Origin of the sequence: Streptomyces barkulensis, assembly GCF_002843305.1 — a bacterium.
In the GTDB taxonomy this organism is placed as follows: Bacteria; Actinomycetota; Actinomycetes; order Streptomycetales; family Streptomycetaceae; genus Streptomyces; species Streptomyces barkulensis.
Window position 1 is genome coordinate 77,200 of sequence record NZ_PGSG01000030.1, and the last position, 21,404, is coordinate 98,603.

20 protein-coding genes and 1 riboswitch are annotated in these 21,404 nt (G+C 74.1%); of the genes, 14 read left to right on the forward strand and 6 right to left on the reverse strand.

The window, feature by feature from the left end:
• The first annotated feature begins 331 nt into the window (after positions 1-331).
• Together CUT83_RS07840 and CUT83_RS07845 are read left to right on the forward strand one after the other, a co-directional pair.
• Entirely contained in the window at positions 332-1,462 is a 1,131-nt protein-coding gene (locus CUT83_RS07840; protein ID WP_194074701.1) for an SWIM zinc finger family protein, read from the forward strand.
• Positions 1,459-3,045, forward strand: a complete 1,587-nt coding sequence (locus CUT83_RS07845; RefSeq protein ID WP_241524776.1) for a DUF5691 domain-containing protein — start codon at positions 1,459-1,461, stop codon at positions 3,043-3,045. Before CUT83_RS07840 ends, CUT83_RS07845 begins: the two co-directional genes overlap by 4 nt.
• A gap of 18 nt (positions 3,046-3,063) precedes the next feature.
• On the opposite strand, the gene icmB is transcribed toward CUT83_RS07845, so the two are convergent.
• Positions 3,064-3,474, reverse strand: a complete 411-nt coding sequence (icmB, locus tag CUT83_RS07850) for a coenzyme B12-dependent isobutyryl CoA mutase small subunit (protein WP_093851153.1) — start codon at positions 3,472-3,474, stop codon at positions 3,064-3,066.
• A 305-nt stretch (positions 3,475-3,779) separates the two neighbouring features.
• Here icmB and CUT83_RS07855 point away from each other — a divergent pair, with 305 nt between their 5' ends.
• Complete coding sequence (locus CUT83_RS07855) at positions 3,780-4,718, forward strand: alpha/beta hydrolase (RefSeq protein ID WP_101255165.1); 939 nt, start codon at positions 3,780-3,782, stop codon at positions 4,716-4,718.
• Between the two features lie 338 nt (positions 4,719-5,056).
• Positions 5,057-6,646: a peptidoglycan DD-metalloendopeptidase family protein gene (locus tag CUT83_RS07860; protein ID WP_173915040.1), complete on the forward strand. Its 1,590-nt coding sequence runs from the start codon at positions 5,057-5,059 to the stop codon at positions 6,644-6,646.
• 129 nt (positions 6,647-6,775) lie between these two features.
• On the opposite strand, the gene pcrA is transcribed toward CUT83_RS07860, so the two are convergent.
• Positions 6,776-9,328: a DNA helicase PcrA gene (pcrA, locus tag CUT83_RS07865; protein ID WP_101255166.1), complete on the reverse strand. Its 2,553-nt coding sequence runs from the start codon at positions 9,326-9,328 to the stop codon at positions 6,776-6,778.
• Between the two features lie 59 nt (positions 9,329-9,387).
• Between pcrA and CUT83_RS07870 the strand changes: the two genes are divergently transcribed.
• Positions 9,388-9,990 (forward strand): DUF1707 SHOCT-like domain-containing protein, encoded by a 603-nt coding sequence (locus tag CUT83_RS07870; RefSeq protein WP_240957986.1) that lies wholly within the window; start codon positions 9,388-9,390, stop codon positions 9,988-9,990.
• 166 nt (positions 9,991-10,156) lie between these two features.
• A riboswitch (cyclic di-AMP (ydaO/yuaA leader) is annotated at positions 10,157-10,299 on the forward strand.
• A 10-nt stretch (positions 10,300-10,309) separates the two neighbouring features.
• A complete protein-coding gene (locus CUT83_RS07875) occupies positions 10,310-11,485 on the forward strand; it encodes a C40 family peptidase (protein ID WP_101255168.1) in 1,176 nt (391 codons plus the stop codon).
• 171 nt (positions 11,486-11,656) lie between these two features.
• Here CUT83_RS07875 and CUT83_RS07880 read toward each other — a convergent pair whose 3' ends face one another.
• Complete coding sequence (locus CUT83_RS07880) at positions 11,657-12,010, reverse strand: hypothetical protein (RefSeq protein ID WP_101255169.1); 354 nt, start codon at positions 12,008-12,010, stop codon at positions 11,657-11,659.
• A 387-nt stretch (positions 12,011-12,397) separates the two neighbouring features.
• Between CUT83_RS07880 and CUT83_RS07885 the strand changes: the two genes are divergently transcribed.
• Positions 12,398-13,732: a hypothetical protein gene (locus CUT83_RS07885; RefSeq protein WP_420882428.1), complete on the forward strand. Its 1,335-nt coding sequence runs from the start codon at positions 12,398-12,400 to the stop codon at positions 13,730-13,732.
• Between the two features lie 56 nt (positions 13,733-13,788).
• Positions 13,789-14,514 carry a hypothetical protein gene (locus tag CUT83_RS07890; protein WP_101255170.1) on the forward strand — a complete coding sequence of 242 codons (726 nt, stop codon included), beginning with the start codon at positions 13,789-13,791 and terminating at the stop codon, positions 14,512-14,514.
• Here the strand turns inward: CUT83_RS07890 and CUT83_RS07895 are convergent.
• Complete coding sequence (locus CUT83_RS07895) at positions 14,442-16,049, reverse strand: PspC domain-containing protein (protein WP_101255188.1); 1,608 nt, start codon at positions 16,047-16,049, stop codon at positions 14,442-14,444. The genes CUT83_RS07890 and CUT83_RS07895 overlap by 73 nt on opposite strands.
• 94 nt (positions 16,050-16,143) lie before the next feature.
• On the opposite strand from CUT83_RS07895, the gene CUT83_RS07900 reads away from it, so the two are divergent.
• Genes CUT83_RS07900 through CUT83_RS07915 form a run of 4 tightly spaced genes read left to right on the forward strand, consistent with a single transcriptional unit; the run spans position 16,144 to position 18,847 of the window.
• Positions 16,144-17,433 (forward strand): ATP-binding protein, encoded by a 1,290-nt coding sequence (locus CUT83_RS07900; protein WP_101255171.1) that lies wholly within the window; start codon positions 16,144-16,146, stop codon positions 17,431-17,433.
• Positions 17,430-18,116, forward strand: a complete 687-nt coding sequence (locus CUT83_RS07905) for a LuxR C-terminal-related transcriptional regulator (protein WP_240957985.1) — start codon at positions 17,430-17,432, stop codon at positions 18,114-18,116. The genes CUT83_RS07900 and CUT83_RS07905 overlap by 4 nt, the downstream gene beginning before the upstream one ends.
• Before the next feature lie 54 nt (positions 18,117-18,170).
• A complete protein-coding gene (locus tag CUT83_RS07910) occupies positions 18,171-18,470 on the forward strand; it encodes a type II toxin-antitoxin system CcdA family antitoxin (protein ID WP_101255172.1) in 300 nt (99 codons plus the stop codon).
• Positions 18,467-18,847, forward strand: a complete 381-nt coding sequence (locus CUT83_RS07915) for a PIN domain-containing protein (protein WP_101255173.1) — start codon at positions 18,467-18,469, stop codon at positions 18,845-18,847. Before CUT83_RS07910 ends, CUT83_RS07915 begins: the two co-directional genes overlap by 4 nt.
• Positions 18,848-18,883: 36 nt before the next feature.
• Here the strand turns inward: CUT83_RS07915 and CUT83_RS07920 are convergent, their stop codons facing one another.
• Positions 18,884-19,318, reverse strand: a complete 435-nt coding sequence (locus tag CUT83_RS07920; protein ID WP_101255189.1) for an ATP-binding protein — start codon at positions 19,316-19,318, stop codon at positions 18,884-18,886.
• A gap of 209 nt (positions 19,319-19,527) precedes the next feature.
• Between CUT83_RS07920 and CUT83_RS07925 the strand changes: the two genes are divergently transcribed.
• Together CUT83_RS07925 and CUT83_RS07930 are read left to right on the forward strand one after the other, a co-directional pair.
• Entirely contained in the window at positions 19,528-20,400 is an 873-nt protein-coding gene (locus tag CUT83_RS07925; protein ID WP_101255174.1) for a helix-turn-helix domain-containing protein, read from the forward strand.
• A gap of 14 nt (positions 20,401-20,414) precedes the next feature.
• Complete coding sequence (locus CUT83_RS07930) at positions 20,415-20,612, forward strand: DUF397 domain-containing protein (protein WP_101255175.1); 198 nt, start codon at positions 20,415-20,417, stop codon at positions 20,610-20,612.
• Positions 20,613-20,817: 205 nt separating this feature from the next.
• Here CUT83_RS07930 and CUT83_RS07935 read toward each other — a convergent pair whose 3' ends face one another.
• Entirely contained in the window at positions 20,818-21,381 is a 564-nt protein-coding gene (locus tag CUT83_RS07935; RefSeq protein WP_101255176.1) for a dihydrofolate reductase family protein, read from the reverse strand.
• Positions 21,382-21,404 lie beyond the last annotated feature (23 nt).

Genomic DNA, 21,404 nt, shown 5'->3' on the forward strand with positions numbered 1-21,404 from the left:
CTTTCGCGTGTCGGTCCCACGATGCACGGGCCCACTGACAATCCCCCGCGGCGATCACGCGGTCGCCCTCCCCGTCCGGCCCGTCCGGCCTGCCCGGCCACTGCGCGGAGACACCGGCAACGGAGACGCCGGAAACGGTCGGGGCAGTCGAAGACGGTCGAAGGTGATCGAGAGCTGTCGCGGACGGTCGGAGACGGATTGTCAGTGGCCGCTCGTACGGTCGTCCACATGGTTCACCGCACAGAGAGCGAGCTTGTGTTTCCGGTCGGTGAGAGCTGCGGCATCGGTGGCGACGACAATCACGCGTCCGTACGGGGAGAGCGAGGGGCACATGAGCACAGGGGGATCGCGGCGGCCCGCGAAGCGGGCGCAGGCGCCGGCGTCTGACGCCGCTCCCACGAGAAGAGGGGAGGCCGCCGCCCGCGCCGGGGAGCGGGCGGCGGCCCCCGCCGGCCCCGAGGCGGCGCGGCGGCGGGCCGAACGGCGGGCCGAACGGATCTCGGCGGGCGCCACCGAGCTGGAGCACCGGCTGGCGGACCTGCTGCGCGGCGGTCTGGCGGACATGGAGAGGCCGGCGGGGGAGGCGGGCCGCGGCGTCTGGGAGGAGACGGCCGCCCGCATGGTGGACGCCCAGGCGCCCGGGCTGGCCGCCCGGGTCCGGGAGCTGGGGACCGTCCCCGGCTCCGGCCCCGGCTGGCCGTCCCGGCTGCTGGAGGAGTGCGCCCTGCTGCACCTGCTGGACCAGGGGTTCCTGAACATCGGCGGGCTGCCGGAGCCGCTGGCCGCGACCGTGCGGTCCCGGGTGGGGATCACCACTCGGGCGGCCGAGGTGCTGGCCGACCGCGACGCGGTGGTGCGCGACCACTGGCTGGTGCTGGGCCGGCACGACACCGAGGAGGGAAGGGTCGTGGCACGCCGGGTCTGGCTGCACGGGCGGCGGACCGGGCGCACGGCGCTGGTGCTGTCGTTCGCCGCCGGCCGGCCGTCGGAGCCGCCCCTCCCGGTGGGGGTCTCGGTGGACGCCGACCTCGCCTACTACCCCGGCGCCCCGGCACTGCGCGCCGCCCTCGGCGAGCGGCACGCGGAGCCCGGGCCGGGCGGGCGGCCGCCGGGGGCCGGTGTGCACGAGGCGCCGGCCTCCTACGGCGCCGCGCTGTGCGGCGACCCGTGGCTGGAGAGCCTGCCGGTGGTTCTGGCCGGCGTGGTGCCCGTGCCGGTCGGGGACGGCTGGCAGCTGGCCGACGAGGGCGGCTCCGCGCTGCCGGTGGCGGGGACGGCGGGGGTGCGTTCCCGGATGTGGCGGCTCGCCGCCGTCTCGGGCGGCGAGCCGGTCACGGTGTTCGGCGAGTGCGGCCACCGGGGCTTCACCCCGTACACCGTCTGGCCGGGGCCGGGAACTGGGTCGGAGCCGGCCGTGGCCGTGCCGCTCACCTCGCCGGACGTGCCGGGCGGTACGTGGTGAGCTGGGGCGAACTGGTCGGCGCCGCACTGCTGGGCGCGGAGCGGCGCACACCGCCCGGCGGCTCGGTCGAGGCGCTGCTGGACGCCGCCGCGGTGGAGACGGTGCGGCGGCGGGCCGGGCTGCGGCCCGCCCCCGCCGCGCCCCGGCCGGAGCCGGCGCCGCCGGACCCGCGCCCGCCGCTGCCGCCGGCCGCCGCCCGGCGGCTGTCCCTGCTGCTCGCCGACCGCCCCGGCGCGGGCGGCGGACGCCGGGGCACCGCGCCCGACCTCGCCGAGCTGCTGCCGCAGTGGCTGGCCGCCGCGGGCGCCCACGGCTACCGCGCCCCGGCCGAGCAGCTGCCCGCCCTGCTGGACGCGGCCCGCGCGCGCACGGACCTGCGCGCGGGCGCGCTCGCCCTGGGCGGACCGCGGGCCCTGTGGCTGGCGCGGCTCAACCCGGACTGGCGGTTCGCCCTGCGCGGCCGCTCCGGGCGCGGCCTCGGCCCGCCCGAGGACGGCGGCGCCGTACGGCGGTTGTGGGAGGAGGGCCTGTTCGCCGAGCGGTCGGCACTGCTGCTGTCCCTGCGGCGCCGTGATCCGGCGGCGGCCCGCGAGCTGCTGGCCGGCACCTGGGCCGCGGAGCGGGCCGAGGACCGGCTGATGTTCCTGGACTCGCTGCGCGAGGGCCTGTCGGCGGCGGACGAGGAGTTCCTGGAACGTGCGCTGGCGGACCGCAGCCGCAACGTCCGGGCCACCGCCGCCGAGCTGCTGTCCGCGCTGCCCTCCTCCGCGCTCGCGGCGCGGATGGCGGCCCGGGCCCGCTCCTGCGTCGCGCTGGACCGCACCGGATGTCCGGGCCGTCTGGTGGTCGAGGCGCCGTACGAGTGCGACCCGGGCATGCGGCGCGACGGTGTGGTGTCCGGGGCGCCGCCGGGCCGCGGCGAGCGGTCGTGGTGGCTGGTGCAGGTGGTGGAGGCCGCGCCGCTGGACACCTGGCCGGAGCATCTGGGCGGCCGTACGCCCGCCCGGATCACGGCGCTGCCGGTGGCCGACGGCTGGGAGGCGGACCTGCACGCCGCCTGGGCGCGGGCCGCCGTGCGCCAGCGGAACACCGTGTGGGCGCGGGCGCTGCTGCGGGGACCGTCCGCCCCGATGGCGGCGGCCCCGGGCGACCCGGCGAAACTGCTGGCGCTGCTGCCGCCCCGGGAGCGGGCGCGGTGGGCGGCGGAGTTCATAGCCGCCCACGGCCTGTCCGAGGCGTTCCGGGTGCTGGGCGTCTGCGCGGTCCCCTGGGCCGAGCCGCTGGGGCGGGCCGTGGTGGACGCGCTGGAGATCGCCCGGGACGCGGGCAGTTATCCGTGGAGCTTCAGCGGGGTGCTGGGTCTGGCCGAACGCTGCCTGGACCCGGGCGAGGCCGACCGCCTCGCCCCACTGGCCGCGGTCCCGGACGAGCCCGAGGACGGCTCACCGGGCGCGGGCGGCTACTGGGCGGAGGCGTTCCAGCGGCTGGTGGCCACGCTCCGCCTCCGCGCCACGATGCTCGCGGAGCTCGAGCCGCCGGGGGACGGCGACCCCGCGCCCCGGCCGGGGAGCCGGGACCGGTAGGCCGGGACCGGACCGGGGTCAGGCCGCCACGGAACGTACGTGGGAGCGCACCCACTCCACCACCTCGCCGGTGGGCGCACCGGGGGTGAAGATCGCGGCCACCCCCTGCTCCTTGAGCGGGGGGATGTCGTCCTCGGGGATGATGCCCCCGCCGAAGACCTTGATGTCCGCCGCGTCGCGCTCCCGCAGCAACTCCAGGACCTTGGCGAAGAGCGTGTTGTGGGCACCGGAGAGGATGGACAGGCCGATCGCGTCGGCGTCCTCCTGGATCGCGGTGTCCACGATCTGCTCGGGCGTCTGGTGCAGGCCGGTGTAGATGACCTCCATACCGGCATCGCGCAGCGCCCGTGCGATCACCTTGGCTCCGCGGTCGTGGCCGTCGAGACCCGGCTTGGCGACCACCACGCGGATCGGACCCGACACACCCATCACTGCCTCCCATAACGACTGCGGCCCGGCCGGCCCGTCCGACCATCTGCCGGTGGGCGGTTACCCGGTGAACGAACGTTATCGCCAGCATCCCCCACCCGGCAGTTCCGCGGTAAGGAGGGAGGGGGAAATCACACGGGACGCCGGCCGTCACGGCCGGTCTCCCCGCGGGGACCCGCGGTGATTCCCCGGGCGGTCCGCCGCCCCGCCCTCCCCCGATTCGCCTCCGCCCTGCATCAGTCCCCCGTTCAGAGGGCATACGACCACATATACCCGGCGCGTGCCACCGGGAGGAGGTCGACGGCATGAGGGTCACCAGGGCGCTGCCCATCCCGTCCGGCTCGTTCCTCGGCACCCTGCCGCTGTCCCTGATCCCCTTCGCCCCGCGTGAGCTGCGGGCCGCCGCGCTGGAGGCCGCCTCCCTGGCGAGCCGCACCCTGCTCTACCCCGCGGGCATGGCACAGGAACGGTGCGTGCCGGCTCCGCCGGCGGGCGCGGGCGAGGAGGACGAGCGGGTGCGCCCGGGGTCCCCGCCCGGGGGGAGGCGGGAGAAGGGGTGCTCCGGCGACACGGGAAGCCGTGAAGGGGAGAAGTGCCCTCCCGTTCTGCTGCTGCACGGCTTCATCGACAACCGCTCGGTGTTCACCCTGCTGCGCCGCTCACTGGTGCGCAACGGCTGGCGCGACATCCGCGCCTTCAACTACTCCCCTCTCACCTGCGATGTCCGCTGCGCCGCGGAGCGCCTGGCGGAGTACGTCGAGGAGGTCTGCGAGAGCACCGGCCGCCGCCGCATCGACGTGGTCGGACACAGTCTGGGCGGCCTGATCGCCCGCCACTACGCCCAGCGGATGGGCGGCGACGCCCGTGTCCGCACTCTGGTGACCCTCGGCACCCCGCACTCCGGCACCCGGGTGGCACCGCTGATGTCGGCCCATCCGATCGTGCGCCAGCTGCGGCCGGAGTCCGACGTGATCGAGGAGCTGGCCGGTCCCGCACCGGGCTGCCGCACCCGTTTCGTGGCCTTCTGGAGCGATCTGGACCAGCTCATGGTCCCCGTGGAGACCGCCCGGATCGACCACCCCGATCTGGATTCCCGCAGCGTGCGCGTGAGCGGCCTGGGGCATCTGACGCTTCCCGCGCACTGGGAGGTCGCCGCCGGGATCCGGCGGGAACTGGCCGCGGGGACGTCGCACCGCGGGGAACGGGCGGCGCGTGCGGAACGGGGATCCGCCGGGGCCGCCTGACCGGCCCCGGCGGATCCCCGCCACTCCTCCCCGCCGCCGCTTCCCGGGACGCCCGCCCTTCTGCCGGATTTCCCGCATACCCGCGTCTCCGCGTCCCCGCACGGGAATTCCCGGGCCTGCGACGCCGATTCGGTGCCTTCCGACTCCTTCCGGCACTCAATTTATTCGAACTTATTTCGAACGTGCGGCCAAGTACTGATCCGTAGTCCACCGAAAGGCGACCGAATGCCCGTTTCCCGGCCGCCCGAAACCTGCCGAAGATTGTCGCCGTCGCATACCGCCGGGTACAGTCGCCGCACTGCTCCGCCCCTGTCGTCGAGGCGAAAGAGAAGTTGGTGGTGAACGACCGTCACCTGTCGGGAGTCTCGACCCCCGCCGATTCCCCCGCCGACTCCTCGTACGGCCCCTACGGCTCCCCGTACGACCGGTCCGCATACGGCTACCAGGGCTCGCAGGACACCCCGTACGGCTACGTCACCGGCACCTCCGACGCCCTCGGCGCCGCGTACGGCGACGGCGACCCCCTCTTCGGCGCGATGCCGGGCGACACCTCCCAGGCCTCCGCCGACCAGCGGTTCCCCTCGGGCGACGGCTGGACCGGGGACACCGGGCAGCACGCCGTGTACGACAACCACCCGGCCGGCTCCTGGACGCAAGCCCCGGCGCAGCCCGCCGAGTCCCCGGACGGCGGCGGCCACGGCTGGGCGGAGACCGGCTACGGCACCGGCGTCCACACCGGCCCGGCGGCCTCCTCCGAAGCCTCCTGGACCGGGGACACCGGGCAGCACGCCGTGTACGACAACTACCCGGCCGGCTCCTGGGACGACTCCGGGTCCTACCCCGCGGTGGAGCCCGAGGCCGGCGACGGACAGGCTCACGGCGAGCACGGCGAGCACACCCGGCACAGCGAGTACACCGACTACGGCCGGCACAGCGAGTACGGCGAGTACACCGAGTACGGCGAGTACACCGGATACGCCGGGTACGACGCCCACTCCTCCGCCGACACGGACGGGACCGGTGCCTTCCCCGCGCCCGAACCCGAACCCGGCCACGGACCGGCCGAGTCCGCCGACTCCACCGAGCGGCCCGGCGCCTCCGATCCCCTCGACCTCCCCGGCCCGGCCGGGCCGGAGGAGCACGGGGAGGATCCGCGGAGGTCCGGGCCGCCGGCACGTCCGGCGGGTTCGCGCCGCCGCCGCTCCGCGCGGCCGAAGCGCTCGGCGCTGCTCACCGTCGCCGTGCCGTCCGTCTGCGTCATGGGCGTGACCGCCGTGGCCGCCGCCTCCGTCAGCGGTGTCGGCGACGAGGCCGAGGACACCACCGCGCAGGCCGCCCCCGACGCCGCCTCCGCGGTCAAGTCCAAGGCGGCCAACAGCAAGCTCGACACCCAGCTCGCCGGGCTCTCCGACGAGGCCGAGGGTTTCGCCGACCGCGCCAGCCGCACCCAGGAGCGCATCGACCTCAAGGAACGCCAGGAGGCCGAGCGCAAGCGCAAGGAGGCCGAGGCGGCGCGCAAGGAGGCGATGCGCCCCAAGTTCGCGCTCCCGGTGGCCCAGCAGGGGCTCAGCGCGTACTACGGGCAGGCCGGCATCAACTGGATGTCGCTGCACACGGGCCTGGACTTCCCCGTCGCCTACGGCACCCCGGTCATGGCCGCCACCGACGGCACGGTCAGGACCCAGTGGAACAGCGCCTACGGGAACATGGCGATAGTGACCGCGCCCGACGGGACCGAGACCTGGTACTGCCATCTGAGCAGCACCCGGATCCGCTCCGGCTACGTCAAGGCCGGTGACACCATCGCCTACTCCGGCAACTCCGGGAACTCCACCGGCCCTCATCTGCACTTCGAGGTGCGGCCGGCCGGCGGCGCGGCCATCGACCCGCTGCCCTGGTTCCGCGCCAAGGGCCTCGATCCCACCTGATCCAGCCCGGTCCCGACCGATCCCGCCCGGTTCCGGCCGATCCCGACCGATTCCGTCCGCCCCGGCCGACGCGCCGTCAGCGCCGCCGACCGGGGCCCGGAGATCTCCCGGAGTTCCCTGAGGGCTCCCTCAGAGCTTCTCCACCGGGGCGTACCGCAGCAGCAGCCGCTTCGGCTTGTCGCCGCCGAAGTCGATCGTCGCCTCCGCGTTGTCCCCGCTGCCCTTCACGGCCACGACCCTGCCCAGCCCGAAGCTGTCGTGCGTCACCCGGTCCCCCACCTCCAGTGCGACGGCCGGCCGGTCCTTGGCCCGGCCCGTGGCGAAGCCGCTCGGACCGCGCCGCCTCGTTCCCGCCGGGCCCGGCGGGAACGAGGCGGACAGCGACGACGACAGGGAGGACGCCGTCGACGACAGCCCCCCGGCGCCGCCCCTCGCCCCTGCGCCCGGCGCGGCCATCGGCCCCGTGCGCTTCCACACCAGGTACTGCTCCGGGATCTCCTCCAGGAAGCGGGAGGGCGGGTTGTACGCGGGCTGCCCCCATGCGCTGCGCATCGCCGAGCGCGTGAGGTAGAGCCGCTCGCGCGCCCGCGTGATGCCGACGTACGCCAGCCGCCGCTCCTCCTCCAGCTCCTTGGTCTTGCCCAGGGTCCGCATGTGCGGGAAGACGCCGTCCTCCATCCCGGTCAGGAAGACGACCGGGAACTCCAGGCCCTTGGCGGTGTGCAGCGTCATCAGCGTCACCACGCCCGAGCCCTCGGTGTCCTCGTCCGGGATCTGGTCGGAGTCGGCGACGAGGGCCACCTGCTCCAGGAACTCCGCGAGCGTGCCCGGGTTCTCGCCGCGCTCCTGCTCGAACTCCAGGGCCACGGCGGCCAGTTCCTGGAGGTTCTCCACCCGGGTCTCGTCCTGCGGATCGGTGGAGGCCTGAAGCTCCGCCAGATATCCGGTGCGCTCCAGCACCGCCTCCACCACGGTCGCCGGCCCGGCGCCGGACTCCACGACCGTGCGCAGGTCCTCCATCAGCGCGTTGAAGCGTTTGACGGCGTTGGCCGAGCGGGCCGCCATGCCGTACGCCTCGTCGACCCGGCGCAGCGCCTGGGGGAAGGTGATCCGCTCGCGCAGCGCCAGCGCCTCGATCATCGCCTCGGCCCGGTCGCCGATGCCGCGCTTGGGGACGTTGAGGATGCGGCGCAGCGGCACCGCGTCCTCGGGGTTGGCCAGTACCCGCAGGTACGCCAGGACGTCGCGGACCTCCTTGCGCTCGTAGAAGCGCACCCCGCCGACGACCTTGTACGGCAGGCCGACCCGGATGAAGACCTCCTCGAAGACACGGGACTGGGCGTTGGTGCGGTAGAAGACGGCGACGTCGCCCGCCTTCGCCTCGCCCGCGTCCGTCAGCCGGTCGATCTCCTCGGCGACGAACTGCGCCTCGTCGTGCTCGGTGTCGGCCACATAGCCCGTGATGCGCGAACCCGCCCCGGCGTCGGTCCACAGGTTCTTCGGGCGGCGGTTCTCGTTCCGCTCGATGACGGCGTTGGCGGCCGAGAGGATGGTCTGGGTGGAGCGGTAGTTCTGCTCCAGCAGGATGGTGGTCGCGTCCGGGTAGTCCTCCTCGAACTGGAGGATGTTGCGGATGGTGGCGCCGCGGAACGCGTAGATCGACTGGTCGGCGTCGCCGACCACGCACAGCTCGGCGCGCCCGCCGCCGGCCGCGCCCCCTTCCGCGCCGGTCGCCTCCCCCGCGCCGCCGGTCTTCCCGTCCACCCCCACCAGTTCCCTGATCAGGGTGTACTGGGCGTGGTTGGTGTCCTGGTACTCGTCGACCAGCACATGGCGGAAGCGGCGGCGGTAGTGCTCGGCGACCTCGGGGAACGCCTGGAGCAGGTGGACGGTCGTCATGATGATGTCGTCGAAGTCCAGGGCGTTGGCCTCGCGCAGCCGCGCCTGGTACATCGTGTACGCCTCGGCCAGCGTCTTCTCGAAGCCTCCCCCGGAGCCTCCGGCCGCCCGGGCCGCGAAGTCCTCGTCGTCGACCAGCTCGTTCTTCAGGTTCGACACCTGGGCGCTGAACGACTTGGGCGGGAAGCGCTTGGGGTCCAGCTCCAGGTCCCGGCAGACCAGCGCCATCAGACGGCGGGAGTCGGCGGCGTCGTAGATCGAGAAACTGGAGGTGAAGCCGAGCTTCTTGCTCTCGCGCCGCAGGATGCGCACACACGCGCTGTGGAAGGTGGAGACCCACATCGACTGCGCGCGCGGGCCGACCAGCTCCGCCACGCGCTCCTTCATCTCGCCCGCGGCCTTGTTGGTGAAGGTGATCGCGAGGATCTCCCCGGGGTGGACGCCGCGCGCGCCCAGCAGGTGCGCGATGCGGTGGGTGAGTACCCGCGTCTTGCCGGATCCGGCGCCCGCGACGATCAGCAGGGGCGAGCCGGTGTGCACCACGGCCGCGCGCTGCTGGTCGTTGAGCCCCTCCAGCAGGGCGGCCGGATCGACGACGGGACGGGCCGCGCCGTTGCCGTAGTAGGCGTCGCGCGCCCCGCCGGTGCCGAAGGCGCCCGCGAAGAGGTCGTCGGGGACGCCGTCCTCCGGCGGCGCGGACGCCTCCTCCGGCGGGGGCGGCGGCTCCTCGTCCCCGGAGGGCTCGAGGTCGGCCAGGAAGCTGTCGTCGAAGAGGCTGCTCATCGCCGTCGAGTCTAGGACGCCGTGCCGCCGGCCGGGGCGGCGCTCCTAAGATGGCGGGCATGACCGACGTCCCCGCGCCCCGTCCCCGTCCCGGCTCGGAACTGCGCGCCGGACACACCGACCGCGAGGCGGTGGCCGAGCGGCTGCGCGAGGCCGCCGGCGACGGCCGCATCGACCTGGAGGAGCTGGACGAGCGGCTGGAGAGGGCGTTCGCCGCCAAGACCTACGGCGATCTGGAGGCCCTGGTCGCGGACCTGCCCGGCCAGGACTCCGCGGGCCTGGCCCCGAGCCCTCGGGAGCCGCTGGCGCTCAGGACGGTCGCCGGGGACATCCGGCAGGACGGCCACTGGGTGGTGCCGGAGCGGATCACCGCCAGGACCACGCTGGGGCGGATCGTGATCGACTTCACGCGGGCGGAGTGCCGTCACCGCGAGGTCCACCTGGAGCTCGACGCGGGGATGGGCGAGATCAGGGTCGTCGTGCCGCGCGGCTGGACGGTGCGGGCCGAGGGGGTCACCTCCGGGATGGGCTCCGTACGCAACCGGGCCACCGAACCGCCCGTGCCCGGCATGCCGGTGCTGCGGGTCAGCGGCGGCTCCAAGGTGGGGTCGATCGTCGTGCGCCACCCGTACCGCTGGCCCGGGCGCCGCTCCCGCGACTGAGCGTCGCCGTCCCCGCCGCGGCCCGGTCTCCCGAAACGGACGATAACCGACCGATAACGAATCGGTTTCGGGATATACCGAACACCAGTCTTCACAGGAGCCCCACCGGTGCTCTACGGTCCAGCGTCAGGCGGCCCGGACCCCTCGCCGGCGACAGCGTCGGCACGGGCGGCCTCCGCCGAGCCCGGCCGTGCGGCCGGGGCCGGGGACCCACTCCCCCACGGGGTGAATCGGGCCCGCGGGCCCGTAGGGCGAACTTCCGACGCCCGAACCCGTCAGCTAACCCGGTAGGCGGTGTTCCACGGAAGGAGCGCTCGCCTTGGCGTCGCACCGCAGACCGCGTACCCCTCTGCTGTCCCCCGCCTCCCGGCGCGGAGCGGTCGGATTCACCACCGCGGCCATCGCCTCCGCGACCCTCCTGTCCCAGGGCCCGGCCCAGGCCTCGCCCGAGGACGACCGGCCCTCGATCGAGGAGGTCCGCGAGCGGGTGGACGCGCTGTACCGGGAGGCGGGCAGCGCGACCCAGAAGTACAACGCGGCCAAGGAGAAGACGGACGAGCAGCGCGAGAAGGTCGACCGGCTCCTCGACGAGGCCGCCGAGCGCGCGGACAAGCTCAACGACGCCCGCCGGAAGCTGGGCGGCTACGCCACCGCGCAGTACCGCACCGGAGGGGTCTCCGGCACCGCGGTGCTGCTCCTGTCCGACAACCCGCAGGACTTCTTCGGCCAGAAGCACCTGATGGACCGGATCACCGACCGCCAGCGCCAGGCCGTCGACGACTACCGGGACGAGCAGCGCGCCGCCCGGAAGAAGCGCTCGGAGGCCTCGGCGAGCCTGGCCGAACTCACCGACGCCCAGAAGGATCTGGCGGACAGCAAGAAGACCGTCCAGGGCAAGCTGGCGCAGGCCCGCGAACTGCTGTCGGAGCTGACCGCCGAGGAGAAGGCGCGGCTGGCCGCCGCCGAGCGCAAGCGGCGGGAGGAGGCCCGCCGCAAGGCGGCCGCCGCCGCTGCCGAGCGGGAGAGGCAGGCCGCGGAGGCCGAGCGCGAGGAGCAGGCCGAGGCGCCCGCGGACAGCGGCACGGACACGGGAACCGGCGGCACGGACACCGGTACCGGCGGCGGCACCGGGGACGACTCGTACGCCGCGAAGGCCGACAAGGTGCTCGCCTTCGCCGAGGCCCAGCTCGGCAAGCCGTACGTCTGGGGCGCCACCGGCCCCAACTCCTACGACTGCTCGGGCCTGACCCAGGCCGCCTGGCTCAGCGCCGGCGTCTCACTGCCGCGCACCACCTACGACCAGGTGGAGGCGGGCACCCGGATCGCCAAGGCCGACATGCGGCCGGGCGATCTGGTCTTCTTCTACGACGACATCAGCCACGTGGGCATCTACGCGGGCGGCGGCCAGATGATCCACGCGCCGAAGCCGGGCGCCGAGGTGCGCTACGAGTCCGTCGACTACATGCCCTTCCACAGCGCGGTCCGGCCGGCCTGAGGCGAACGGCCCGAGCCGGGCGGCCCGAGACGACCGGAGGGCGGCGGTGCCTCGCACCGCCGCCCTCCGTCCTCCGCCCGCGGTACGTGCGGCCGCGGTACGTGCGGCCGCGGTACGTGCGGCCGCGGTACGTGCGGCCGCGGTACGTGCGGCCGCGGTACGTGCGGCCGGCTACACCCACATGACGGCGATGAAGACGTTGGCGACGGTGAGCAGGCCGATGGTGCCGAACAGCGGCGCGGGCAGCCGCTCCTCGTCCCGCTTGACGTAGACCAGGGCGAGGATCACCACCAGCAGGGTGAGCTTCACACCGATCTTTATGTGGTCGACAGTCCGGCCGTCCGCCTCGTTCAGGCCGACCAGGGCGATGCCCGTCACCAGCATGGTGAGGGCTCCGTGCAGCATCGCCGGGACGATGCGGGCCTCGCCGGCCCCCATGGCCTTCATCTGGGTCATGAAGCCGCCGAGCAGGGCGCCGATGCCGACGATGTGCAGGCCGACGAAGAAGTGTGTGAGTGCCTCCATGGCACGCGAGCGTATCCGGGACTCCCCTGCCGCCCTCGGCCAGGGCGCTCACCGGCTCCCGCCGCCACGGCCGAGGGGGACCGGGACGGACCGCCTCACCCTCGGGAGGCACACCGCCCGCCGGGGCGGCTCACTCGTCCGGGTGGTGAACGCGCGGCGCTCCCGGAGGCGTCCCCTCCTCCCCGCCGCCACCGCGAACCGGCCTCCGCGCCCGGGGAGACAAGGCCGGGACGGGCCGGGACGGGCCGGGACGGGCCGCGGAACAGCCGGGGACAGCCGGGGGACAGCCGGGAACACCGCCCCGGCCCCCTTCCCCGTAGGGCACAATTCCCTCCCGTTGCCGGAGAGTCGGCGGCTCGGGGAGAGCCGGGGAGAGGTGGGTCGACAGTGGCCGTGGACACGGCGCGGGGCGGCGGTACGGCGAGCGTGCCCCCGAAGGGGACGGCGAGGCCGGCCGGTGCGGCGGGCGGCGCTCCGCCGGCCGGGGACGGCGGCTGCGCCTGCGCGGACTGCCCGCACGGGGTGCGGGAGGGCCGCCGCCGCGCACTGGCCGGGTTCCGGCGGCGGCGCGACGAACTCGCGGCCGGCATCGGAGTGCCCGCCGCCCTCGCACACTCACCCGGCGCCTCCCGCCAGTGGGTCTCAGACGAGCTGACCCAGGCGGCCCGCACCGTCGCCGAACACACCCGCGCCGAGGCCGCCTTCCGGCTGGGCGGGCTGTGGCGGCGCACCGCCGCCGCCGTCTGGGGCGCGGTCGCACTGCTGCTGGCCGGCCAGGCCGTCACCGCGGTGCTCGGCGCGGGCTGGACGACCGGGCGCACCGCCTCACTGGCCGCCGCGCTGGTCTGCGCGGCCGTGCTGACCGCCGCCGCCCGGCTGCACCGGGAGCGCGGCGGGGTGCTGGCGCCGGTGACCGGGGAGGACGGGCGGCTGTCCACCTCGCGCACGGTCGCCGCCGTCTGGGTGCTGCTGGCCTCGTACTCCGTGCTGGTCGTCGCCGTCGGACTGGCCGTCGCGCCCGGCGCGGACGCGCCCGCCCGGCTGCTCGCCGGCCTGGATCCGGGGCGCGGCGCCGGGCTGCTGACCGTCCTCGCCCTGTGCTGCGCGGTCGCCGTCACCGTGCACCGGACCGTCGCGCTGCGGGTGCGGGCGCAGCGCCTGCAGAAGGTGCGCGCCGACCGGCCGCGCGCCGCCGACCTGCTCACCGACGACGGCGGGCGCGGCGCCTTCACGGATGTGCAGTACGTGGCGGTGTGCTCGGTGGCGGCGGTCCTCGCGGCGGTACGGCTGGCCCGCCGGCCCGGCGAACTGCCGGATCTGCCCTGGGGGTTGGCGTTGCTGGTGGCGATCTCGGCGCTGACGTACCTGGCCGGGAAGTACTCCGAGGGCGGCCGGCCCGTCATCCTGTCCGTCGTCCGCTCCCGCGAGGTGGGCGACCTGGACTCGCCGATCCGCACCGGGGACGACATCGAGATCCGGGGCTCGGGCTTCGTGCCGCCCGGCGCGGAGGCGCCGGACCGGCTGGCCCGGACGACGGTGCGCATCGGCGCCGTCCACGTCCACGTCCCCCTGGTCCCGGTGGCCGGGGGCTTCGCCAACCCGGCCGACACGGTGCTGACCGTCCCCGTGCCGGTGGACGTCGAGCCCGGCCGGGTGGAGGTGCGGGTGATCACCGCGGCGGGCGTGGAGACCAACCGCTACTCCATCGACGTCCTGGACTGACGGACCGCCCGGAGGCCGGACCGCCGGAAGGCCGGTGGGAAGAGAGCGCTGAATCGATGGACCCCCTGCACGAGCTGCTGCGGGAAGAGGCCGGCTCCTACCGGCCGGACCGGGCGCGCATGTACGCGCGGGTGAGCCGGGCCGTCTCCGCCGGGCCGGACGGCGGAGACGGCCGCTCCCGCGTCCGGGCGCGCGGGGTGCCGTGGCCCCGCGTCGCCCTCGTCGCCGTGGCCTCGACCGCGGCGCTCCTGGCCGGCGCCCACGTCCTCACCTCCCCGGTGCGCGGGGACGGTCCGGCGCGGGAGGTGGCCACCGGCCCGCTCCCGGCGGCGCCCGGCCCAAACGCCGCACGGCCCTCCCCCGCCGGCCGGGCCCCGGACGCGCCGAGCAGCGGGCCGCTGCGCTCCGAGGGCGCCGTCGCCCCCCACAGCAACGCCTACCGGGCGCAGAGCAACGTCACACTCACCACCCGCGAGCCCCTCACCTCGCTCGTGCTGGAGGTGCGGATCGCCCGGACCGGCGGCGTACGGCACACCGGAAGCCGGCGGACCCTGCCCGAGGGCGACTTCACCGTCACCGCGCGCGAGACCGGCGGCGCGCTGGTCTACCGCTGGACGCTGAAGGAGGGCCGGACCGTTCCCGCCGGGCGGCACGTCTTCGCGGCCCGGTACGACCACGCGGCCGGTGCGCGGGAGACGGCGGGCGACGGCTACACCGCGACCGCCTCGGCGGCAAACGGCGAGCACACGGTCCGGGGCTCCTTCCCCGACCCGTCCGGCTGACGGCCGCCCGGCGGCCGGGCGCACACCGCCTCACCGCTCGCGGCCCCCGCCGGCTCCCTGCCCGATCCTTCCCCCGGCTTCCCGGGGCCGTCCCCCTCCCCGGCCGCCTCGTCCGGCAGATGCTGCACGATCACGGCCTCGCCCACCCCGACGCGGACGGTCAGCCGCAGCGTGCCCCCCGGCGCGCCGTCCTCGGCCGGGGGCAGTGTGCGCCGCTCGGCGATCCCGATGCCGCCTCCCTGCGCGGTCCCCCAGCCGCCGTCCCCGGGCAGCCCGGCGAGCCGGTAGCCGCCGACGCCCACGTCGACGGTCAGCTTCACCTCGACGTCGTGGGGGACGGTGATCCGCGCCTCGCCCGCGCCCAGATCGAGCACCGTGCTCAGCGTCCGGCCCTCGCCCGGGCTCACTCCCGAGAGGTCGAGCAGGGCCGAGCCGGTGCCCAGTTCGTACCGCTCCTCGACCGCCGCCGCGCTCGCCGGGCTCCACGACCTCTCGGCCCAGTCGGTGGTGATGTCCCTCGGCAGCAGCATCGAACCCGCCAGCAGCAGGCCGGTGCACATGATCGCGAAGAACGTCCCCCCGCCGATCCGCCCGTAGAAGACGGTGACCAGCGCGCCCAGGACGAAGACGCCCAGCGCCGCGCCGAGGCCCACGGACAGCGCGACGCCCAGCGGCTGCGTGTGCCAGACGGCGGCGGCGCCGATCACCGCCGCGGCCAGGGCCAGCAGGAGGAGCGGACCGCCGATGGGCCGGCGCCGGCGCGGCGCGCCGGGCCGACCGGGGCCGGACCCGTCCCCGCCCGGCGCCTCCTTCCCGCCCGGCGCCTCCTTCCCGTACGGGGGCGCACTCGCGTACGGGGGTGTCCCCGCGTACGGGCCGGCGGACGGCTCGTCCTCCGGCCCCCACAGGTACCCGGTGTCCGCCGGCGTCTGCGGCGGCCCGTCCTTCGTCAGCGGCTCGCGCCACCACGACGGCCCGGCCGGCGCGGGCGGGGCCTGGGCCTCGGGGGGCGCGTCGGCGACGGCGTGCGCCGTCATCGGGTCCGCCGGGCTCCCCTGCTCCTCCGCGGCCGCGGTGCGGCGCCGGTGCCGGGACCAGTAGGCCGCCCCGGCGACGGCCCCGGCCAGCAGTACGGAGAACGTCTGCGTCCCGCCGTCGCCGCTGCCCAGCGAGTTCAGCAGCAGTCCGCTGCCGACGAGCGCGCACAGCACCGCGCCCAGCGTGGTCCCCTCCACCCGGCCCGTCAGCAGCCGCCGCCCCTCGTTCTCCTCCTCGCCCTCCAGCGGGACGAGCAGCCAGGCGAAGCCGTAGAAGAGCAGGCCGATACCGCCGACGACCGACAGCACGGCCAGCGTCACACGGAAGATCACCGGATCGAGGTCGTAGTGGCGGCCCAGGCCGCCGCACACCCCGGCGACGACCTTGTGCCGGCGGCTGCGGGTGAGCCGCGCCCCGGCGTCCGGGGCCTGAGGGGTTTCCGGGGCTTCCGGCGCGTCCGGCCGGGGCTCGCCGGAGGGCGGCTGGGCGTCTGTCATGGGGACCATGGTGGCGTGCCGCCCGCCCCCGGACATCAGGGGGCGTCCCGGAGGCGACCCTGAGTTCTCCGGGCCGGATCAGGGACCGACCCTGATGTCCCGCGCCACCCGTCCGTGTGACGATCGTGGCGTGACCACCACCGCTCCGCCGCCCGCCGCCGACTCCCCACCCCTGCGCAGGCTCTACCGCAGCTCCGAGGGGCGGCTGCTCGGCGGTGTCGCACGCGGGCTGGCCGGGCATCTGGGCGTGCCGGTCTCCTGGGTGCGGATCGTCTTCCTCGTGCTGTTCATGACCAACGGGCTGGGCGCCCTGCTGTACGCCGCCTTCTGGTTCTTCGTGCCGCTGGGCGCGGGCGGCGTCGGGGCCGCGCCGAGGAAGGCGGACGGGCCGCGGCAGGTCCGCAGGCCCGACAAGGGCCAGCTCCTGGCGGTCCTGGTGCTGGTCGTGGCGCTGGCCTCGCTGGGCTCCAACCTCCAGTTCGGCGAGGCGAACGCCTACCTATGGCCGCTGCTGCTGGCCGGGATCGGCGTGGCCGTCGTCTGGCGGCAGGCGGACAACTCCCGGCGGGCCCACTGGGCGGAGGTCAGCCGCCGCAGGCGGCTGCTGCCCATCGCCCGCAGCGCCGCGGGCGCCCTCCTGGTCGGTGTGGGCATCACCGGCTTCGCCGTCACCCGGGGTCTGGGACCGCATCTGGGCACGGTGCTCCAGGCGTCGCTGGCGCTGCTGGTCGGCACGGCGCTGCTGGCCGGCCCGTACCTGGTCCGCCTCACGCAGGACCTGTCCGAGGAGCGGCTGATGCGCATCCGGGCGCAGGAGCGGGCCGAGGTGGCCGCCCACGTCCACGACTCCGTCCTGCACACCCTCACCCTGATCCAGCGCAACGCGGACAACCCCCGCGAGGTGGCCCGTCTCGCCCGCGCCCAGGAACGCGAGCTGCGGGCCTGGCTCTACAGGCCGAGCGGCACGGGCCGGGACGAGGAGGAGGAGCCGGACACCCTGGCCGACGCGGTGCGGGCGGCGGCCGCCGCGGTGGAGGACCACCACGGGGTGCCGGTGGAGGTGGTCTGCGTCGGCGACTGCCCGCTGAACCAGGGGCTGGCCGCACAGCTCCAGGCCGCCAGGGAGGCGATGGTCAACGCCGCCAAGTACGGTGGCGAGGGCGGCCCGGTGCAGGTCTTCGCGGAGGTCGAGGGGCGTACGGTCTTCGTCTCCGTGCGCGACCACGGCCCCGGGTTCGACCTGGACTCGGTGCCGCCGGACCGGATGGGCGTGCGGGAGTCGATCATCGGCCGGATGCGGCGCAACGGCGGTACGGCGGTACTGCGTTCCGCCCCCGAGGGCGGCACGGTGGTGGAGCTGGAGATGGAGAGGGCGGAAGCATGAACGAGGAGCAGCGCCGGGAACAGCGCCGGGCCCGGGTGGTCCTGGTGGACGACCACCGGATGTTCCGCACGGGCGTCCAGGCGGAGATCGGCAACACCGCCGAGACCGGGGTCGAGGTCGTCGGCGAGGCCGCCGACGTGGACCAGGCGGTCACCGTCATCACCGCGACCCGCCCCGACGTCGTCCTGCTCGACGTCCATCTGCCCGGCGGCGGCGGGGTGGAGGTGCTGCGCCGCAGCGCCACGCTGATGGCCGACCCCGAGCACCCGGTGCGCTTCCTGGCCCTGTCGGTCTCCGACGCGGCCGAGGACGTCATCGGCGTCATCCGCGGCGGCGCGCGCGGCTACGTCACCAAGACGATCACCGGCGCGGACCTGGTCCGGGCCGTCTTCCGGGTCGCCGAGGGCGACGCGGTGTTCTCCCCGCGCCTGGCGGGCTTCGTCCTGGACGCCTTCGCCTCCACCGACGCCCCGCCGGTGGACGAGGACCTGGACCGCCTCACCCAGCGCGAGCGCGAGGTGCTGCGCCTGATCGCGCGCGGCTACGCCTACAAGGAGATCGCCAAGCAGCTGTTCATCTCGGTCAAGACCGTCGAGAGCCACGTCTCGGCGGTGCTGCGCAAGCTCCAGCTCTCCAACCGCCACGAACTCACCCGCTGGGCCACCGCCCGCCGCCTGGTGTGAGAGGCCCTCCCGTTTAAACGATTGACCGGCATGGGCATGCGATAAAATCGCATCATGCCTGAGAAGAAGCCCAAGAAGCCGATCTCCGTCACTCTCGACTCAGACGTCCTCGAAGGGCTTCAACGCCTCATCCACCAGGGCGAGGCCTCCTCCATCTCCTCCGTGGTCAACGAAACCCTGCGCCATCGGCTGGAGCGCCGGCTGCAGGCGGAACGCGCCCGTGCCTACATCGAGGAGAACTTCCTCGGCGGACAGGAGTTCGCCGAGGAGGAACTCGTCGAGGCCCGCGGCATGCTGGCGGCCAGCAAGGCCAGGACGGCCGCCCGGCGCGGCTCCGGGGCATCCGCGGCGTGAACGAGGGCATCGTCTTCGACCACCATGCGCTGCTCGCCGCCGGAGGCGGCAACCGCCGGCTTTCGGGGTTCATCGTGGCAGCGCACGAGGACCCGCTCTACAGCGTCAGCGTGCCCGCACTCTGCCTGGCGGAGGCCACACGGCAGCGTCCGGGGATCTCCGCACACTTCGCGCAGCTCCCCGCGGTGGAGGTCTCGAATGTCGACAGACTCTCCGCCGATGTGATGGGCCGTATCGCCTCAACGCTCTTCCCCGAACAGGGATGGCCCGCGCTCCACGCGGTCGCCACCGGCATCACCACGGGCTGGGAGATCGCGACCACGGAGCCGGAGGAGTACAAGGGGTTCGGCGTTCCACTCCTTGCCGTACCCCGCTGACGCCCCGGCGGAAGTGCGCCGGTTCGCGCCCCGCCGTCAATCACTCCGCGTCCGCCCCAGGCCGATCTCGGCCCAGACGGTCTTGCCGACCGTGCGCGGGGTGACGCCCCAGCGCGCGGCAAGGGCGTCCACGATCAGCAGGCCCCGGCCGAACTGCTCGTCGTCGGCCGGACTCCTGGGCTCGGGGCACTGCTCCCCGCGTGCATCGCTGACCTCGATACGTAGCGCCGACGCCGTCAGCATCAAGTGGACCCGGAACAGCCGCCCCAGCACGCGGCCGTGCAGCAGTGCGTTGCCGGCCAGTTCGCTGACGATCAGCGATGCGTCCCCGGCCACGCCGGGGTGCCCCCACTCGTCCACCAGCCGTGCCGTCCGGCGCCGGGCAAGGCTCACGCTGCTGGGGAACGGGGTGTAGTCGAGCCTGTCCTCACGGAGGACGGCAGCGGAAACAGGGGAATGCGGCGTAGCCATGAAGGCCCCCTTCAGAGCACAGCGAGGCACCTGCGCGGCCTGTGCACCACGCAGCTCGGTCACGGTGAGTTGTCCATCCGCAACCATCAGCAGCATGACCGCATGGACTGCAAGTTGCAAGTGATACAACTAGTTTGATGGACCGTTCGTTTCCTCAACGTGAAGTAGTCGTGGCAGCATGCTGCTGACCACACAAGAAGGAGACCGCTATGTCTGGTGAGCTGCGGCCGACCGTGCGTCGCCGGGTCCTGGGGACGAACCTGCGGCGGCTACGTGAGGAGAAGGGCCTGCATCTGGAAGATGCGGCCCGCGAGCTGAGTTGTCACGCGGCGAAGGTCAGCCGCATCGAGTCGGGTCGCAGCGGCATCCGTCAACTGGACCTGCGCGTACTGCTCGACCTGTACGGCGTCCAGGAACCGGCGACGCGCGAGGGATGGCTGGCTCTGGCACGCGAGAGCCGTCGACGGCGGTGGTGGCGCGTCCTGGAGGACAAGCTGCCGCAGGAGTTCCAGGATCTGGTGGGGCTGGAGGACGAGGTCGCCGAGTGCCGTGGGTTCCAACCCGGCATCATCCCGGGCCTGTTCCAGACCGAGGCGTATGCCACAGCAGTGATCAAGGAAGGTTCGCCGGGACCTCTCGACGAGGAGCAGCAGACCAAGCTTCAGGTACGGCTGGAGAGGCAGAGGGCTCTCACTCGTACTGAGCCCGCTCCACTCAATGTCTGGATGATCCTCGGTGAGGCGGCTCTGCGTCAGCAGATCGGTGGTCCGGCCGTACTGCGCGAGCAACTGCTCCACGTGGTCAAAACCGCGCAGCTTCCGAACGTAACCGTGCAAGTACTACCCTTCACTGCAGGGGCTTGTCACGGTGGGCCGTATCCCTTCCTGATCTACGCCTTCCCTCCCCCGGCAAGCCTGGAAGTAGTGCTGCTGGAGAACTTCGCGAGTCACGCGTACCTGGAGACCAAGGAGGACACCGAGCGTCTTGGGCACGCGTTCGATCACCTCCGTGCCAGTGCTCTCAGCCCGCTGGACTCCGAGAAGTTGATCACCGAGATCGCAAACCAACTACCACGGACCTAAGGAAGAACAAGCAGATGGCGGCTCAGCACTCCGGATGGTTCAAGAGCAGCTACAGCGGCGCGAACGGCGAGTGTGTGGAGACCCTCCACACCGAGGTCGGCATGGCTGTACGCGACTCCAAGGAGCCCGGCGGCCCCTGCATACGCCTGTCCCCCACAGCCTGGTCCGCGTTCCTCTCCACACTGCGCGGCGGGGACGAGCGAGCCGCGTAACTCCGTCGCCCCCTGCACAGGGCGGTGTGACAGCACCGGCGACGCGAGGTAGGGGCACGAGCGGCGGTGCCGGGCTGATGGCACCGCACCGGACGGCACCGCACCGGACGGTCCTCCTGCTCCCCGAAGCCGCCGCCGGAAGGGCTGAGCGTGTGCGCCGCGCGGACCCCCGTCCCGCGCGGCGCGTGGTGGGTTCCCGCGCCGGTCAGGAGCGCTTCGGCTCGTAGTGCAGCGCGGTGATCCCGCAGTCGAACGGCCGGGCGGCGACGAGGCTGAGCCGGTGGTGGGCGCCGGTGTCGGGGAAGACGGGCATCCCGGCGCCGAGCGCGACGGGGTTGACGAACAGGTGGAGTTCGTCGAGCAGGCCCCGGGCGATCAGGTTCCGCACGAGGGTGGCGCCCCCGTAGGTGATGATGTCCCCGCCCGGCCGCTCCTTCAGCCGGTTGACGGCCTCGGTGAGATCACCGCCGGCGACCTCGGCGTTCTCCCAGGGCGACTCGGTCAGGGAGTCGGAGATCACGGTCTTGGGCGTGTCGTTCATCCAGGCAATGGACTCCTCGGTCTCGCCCTCGGGCCCGGCCGCCCAGGTCGGGATGAACCCCTCGGCGAGGCGGCGGCCCAGCACGATGTGGTCGACCGGCTTGGTGATCGCGTCGATGTGGGCGCCGATGTCGTCGGTCCAGGGGAACGTCATCCAGTCCATCTCACCGTTCGGCCCGGCCATGTAGCCGTCGACGCTGACCTGGACCTGGAGCTTGAACCTGCGCATGACTGCTTCCCCTCGGATCCGCT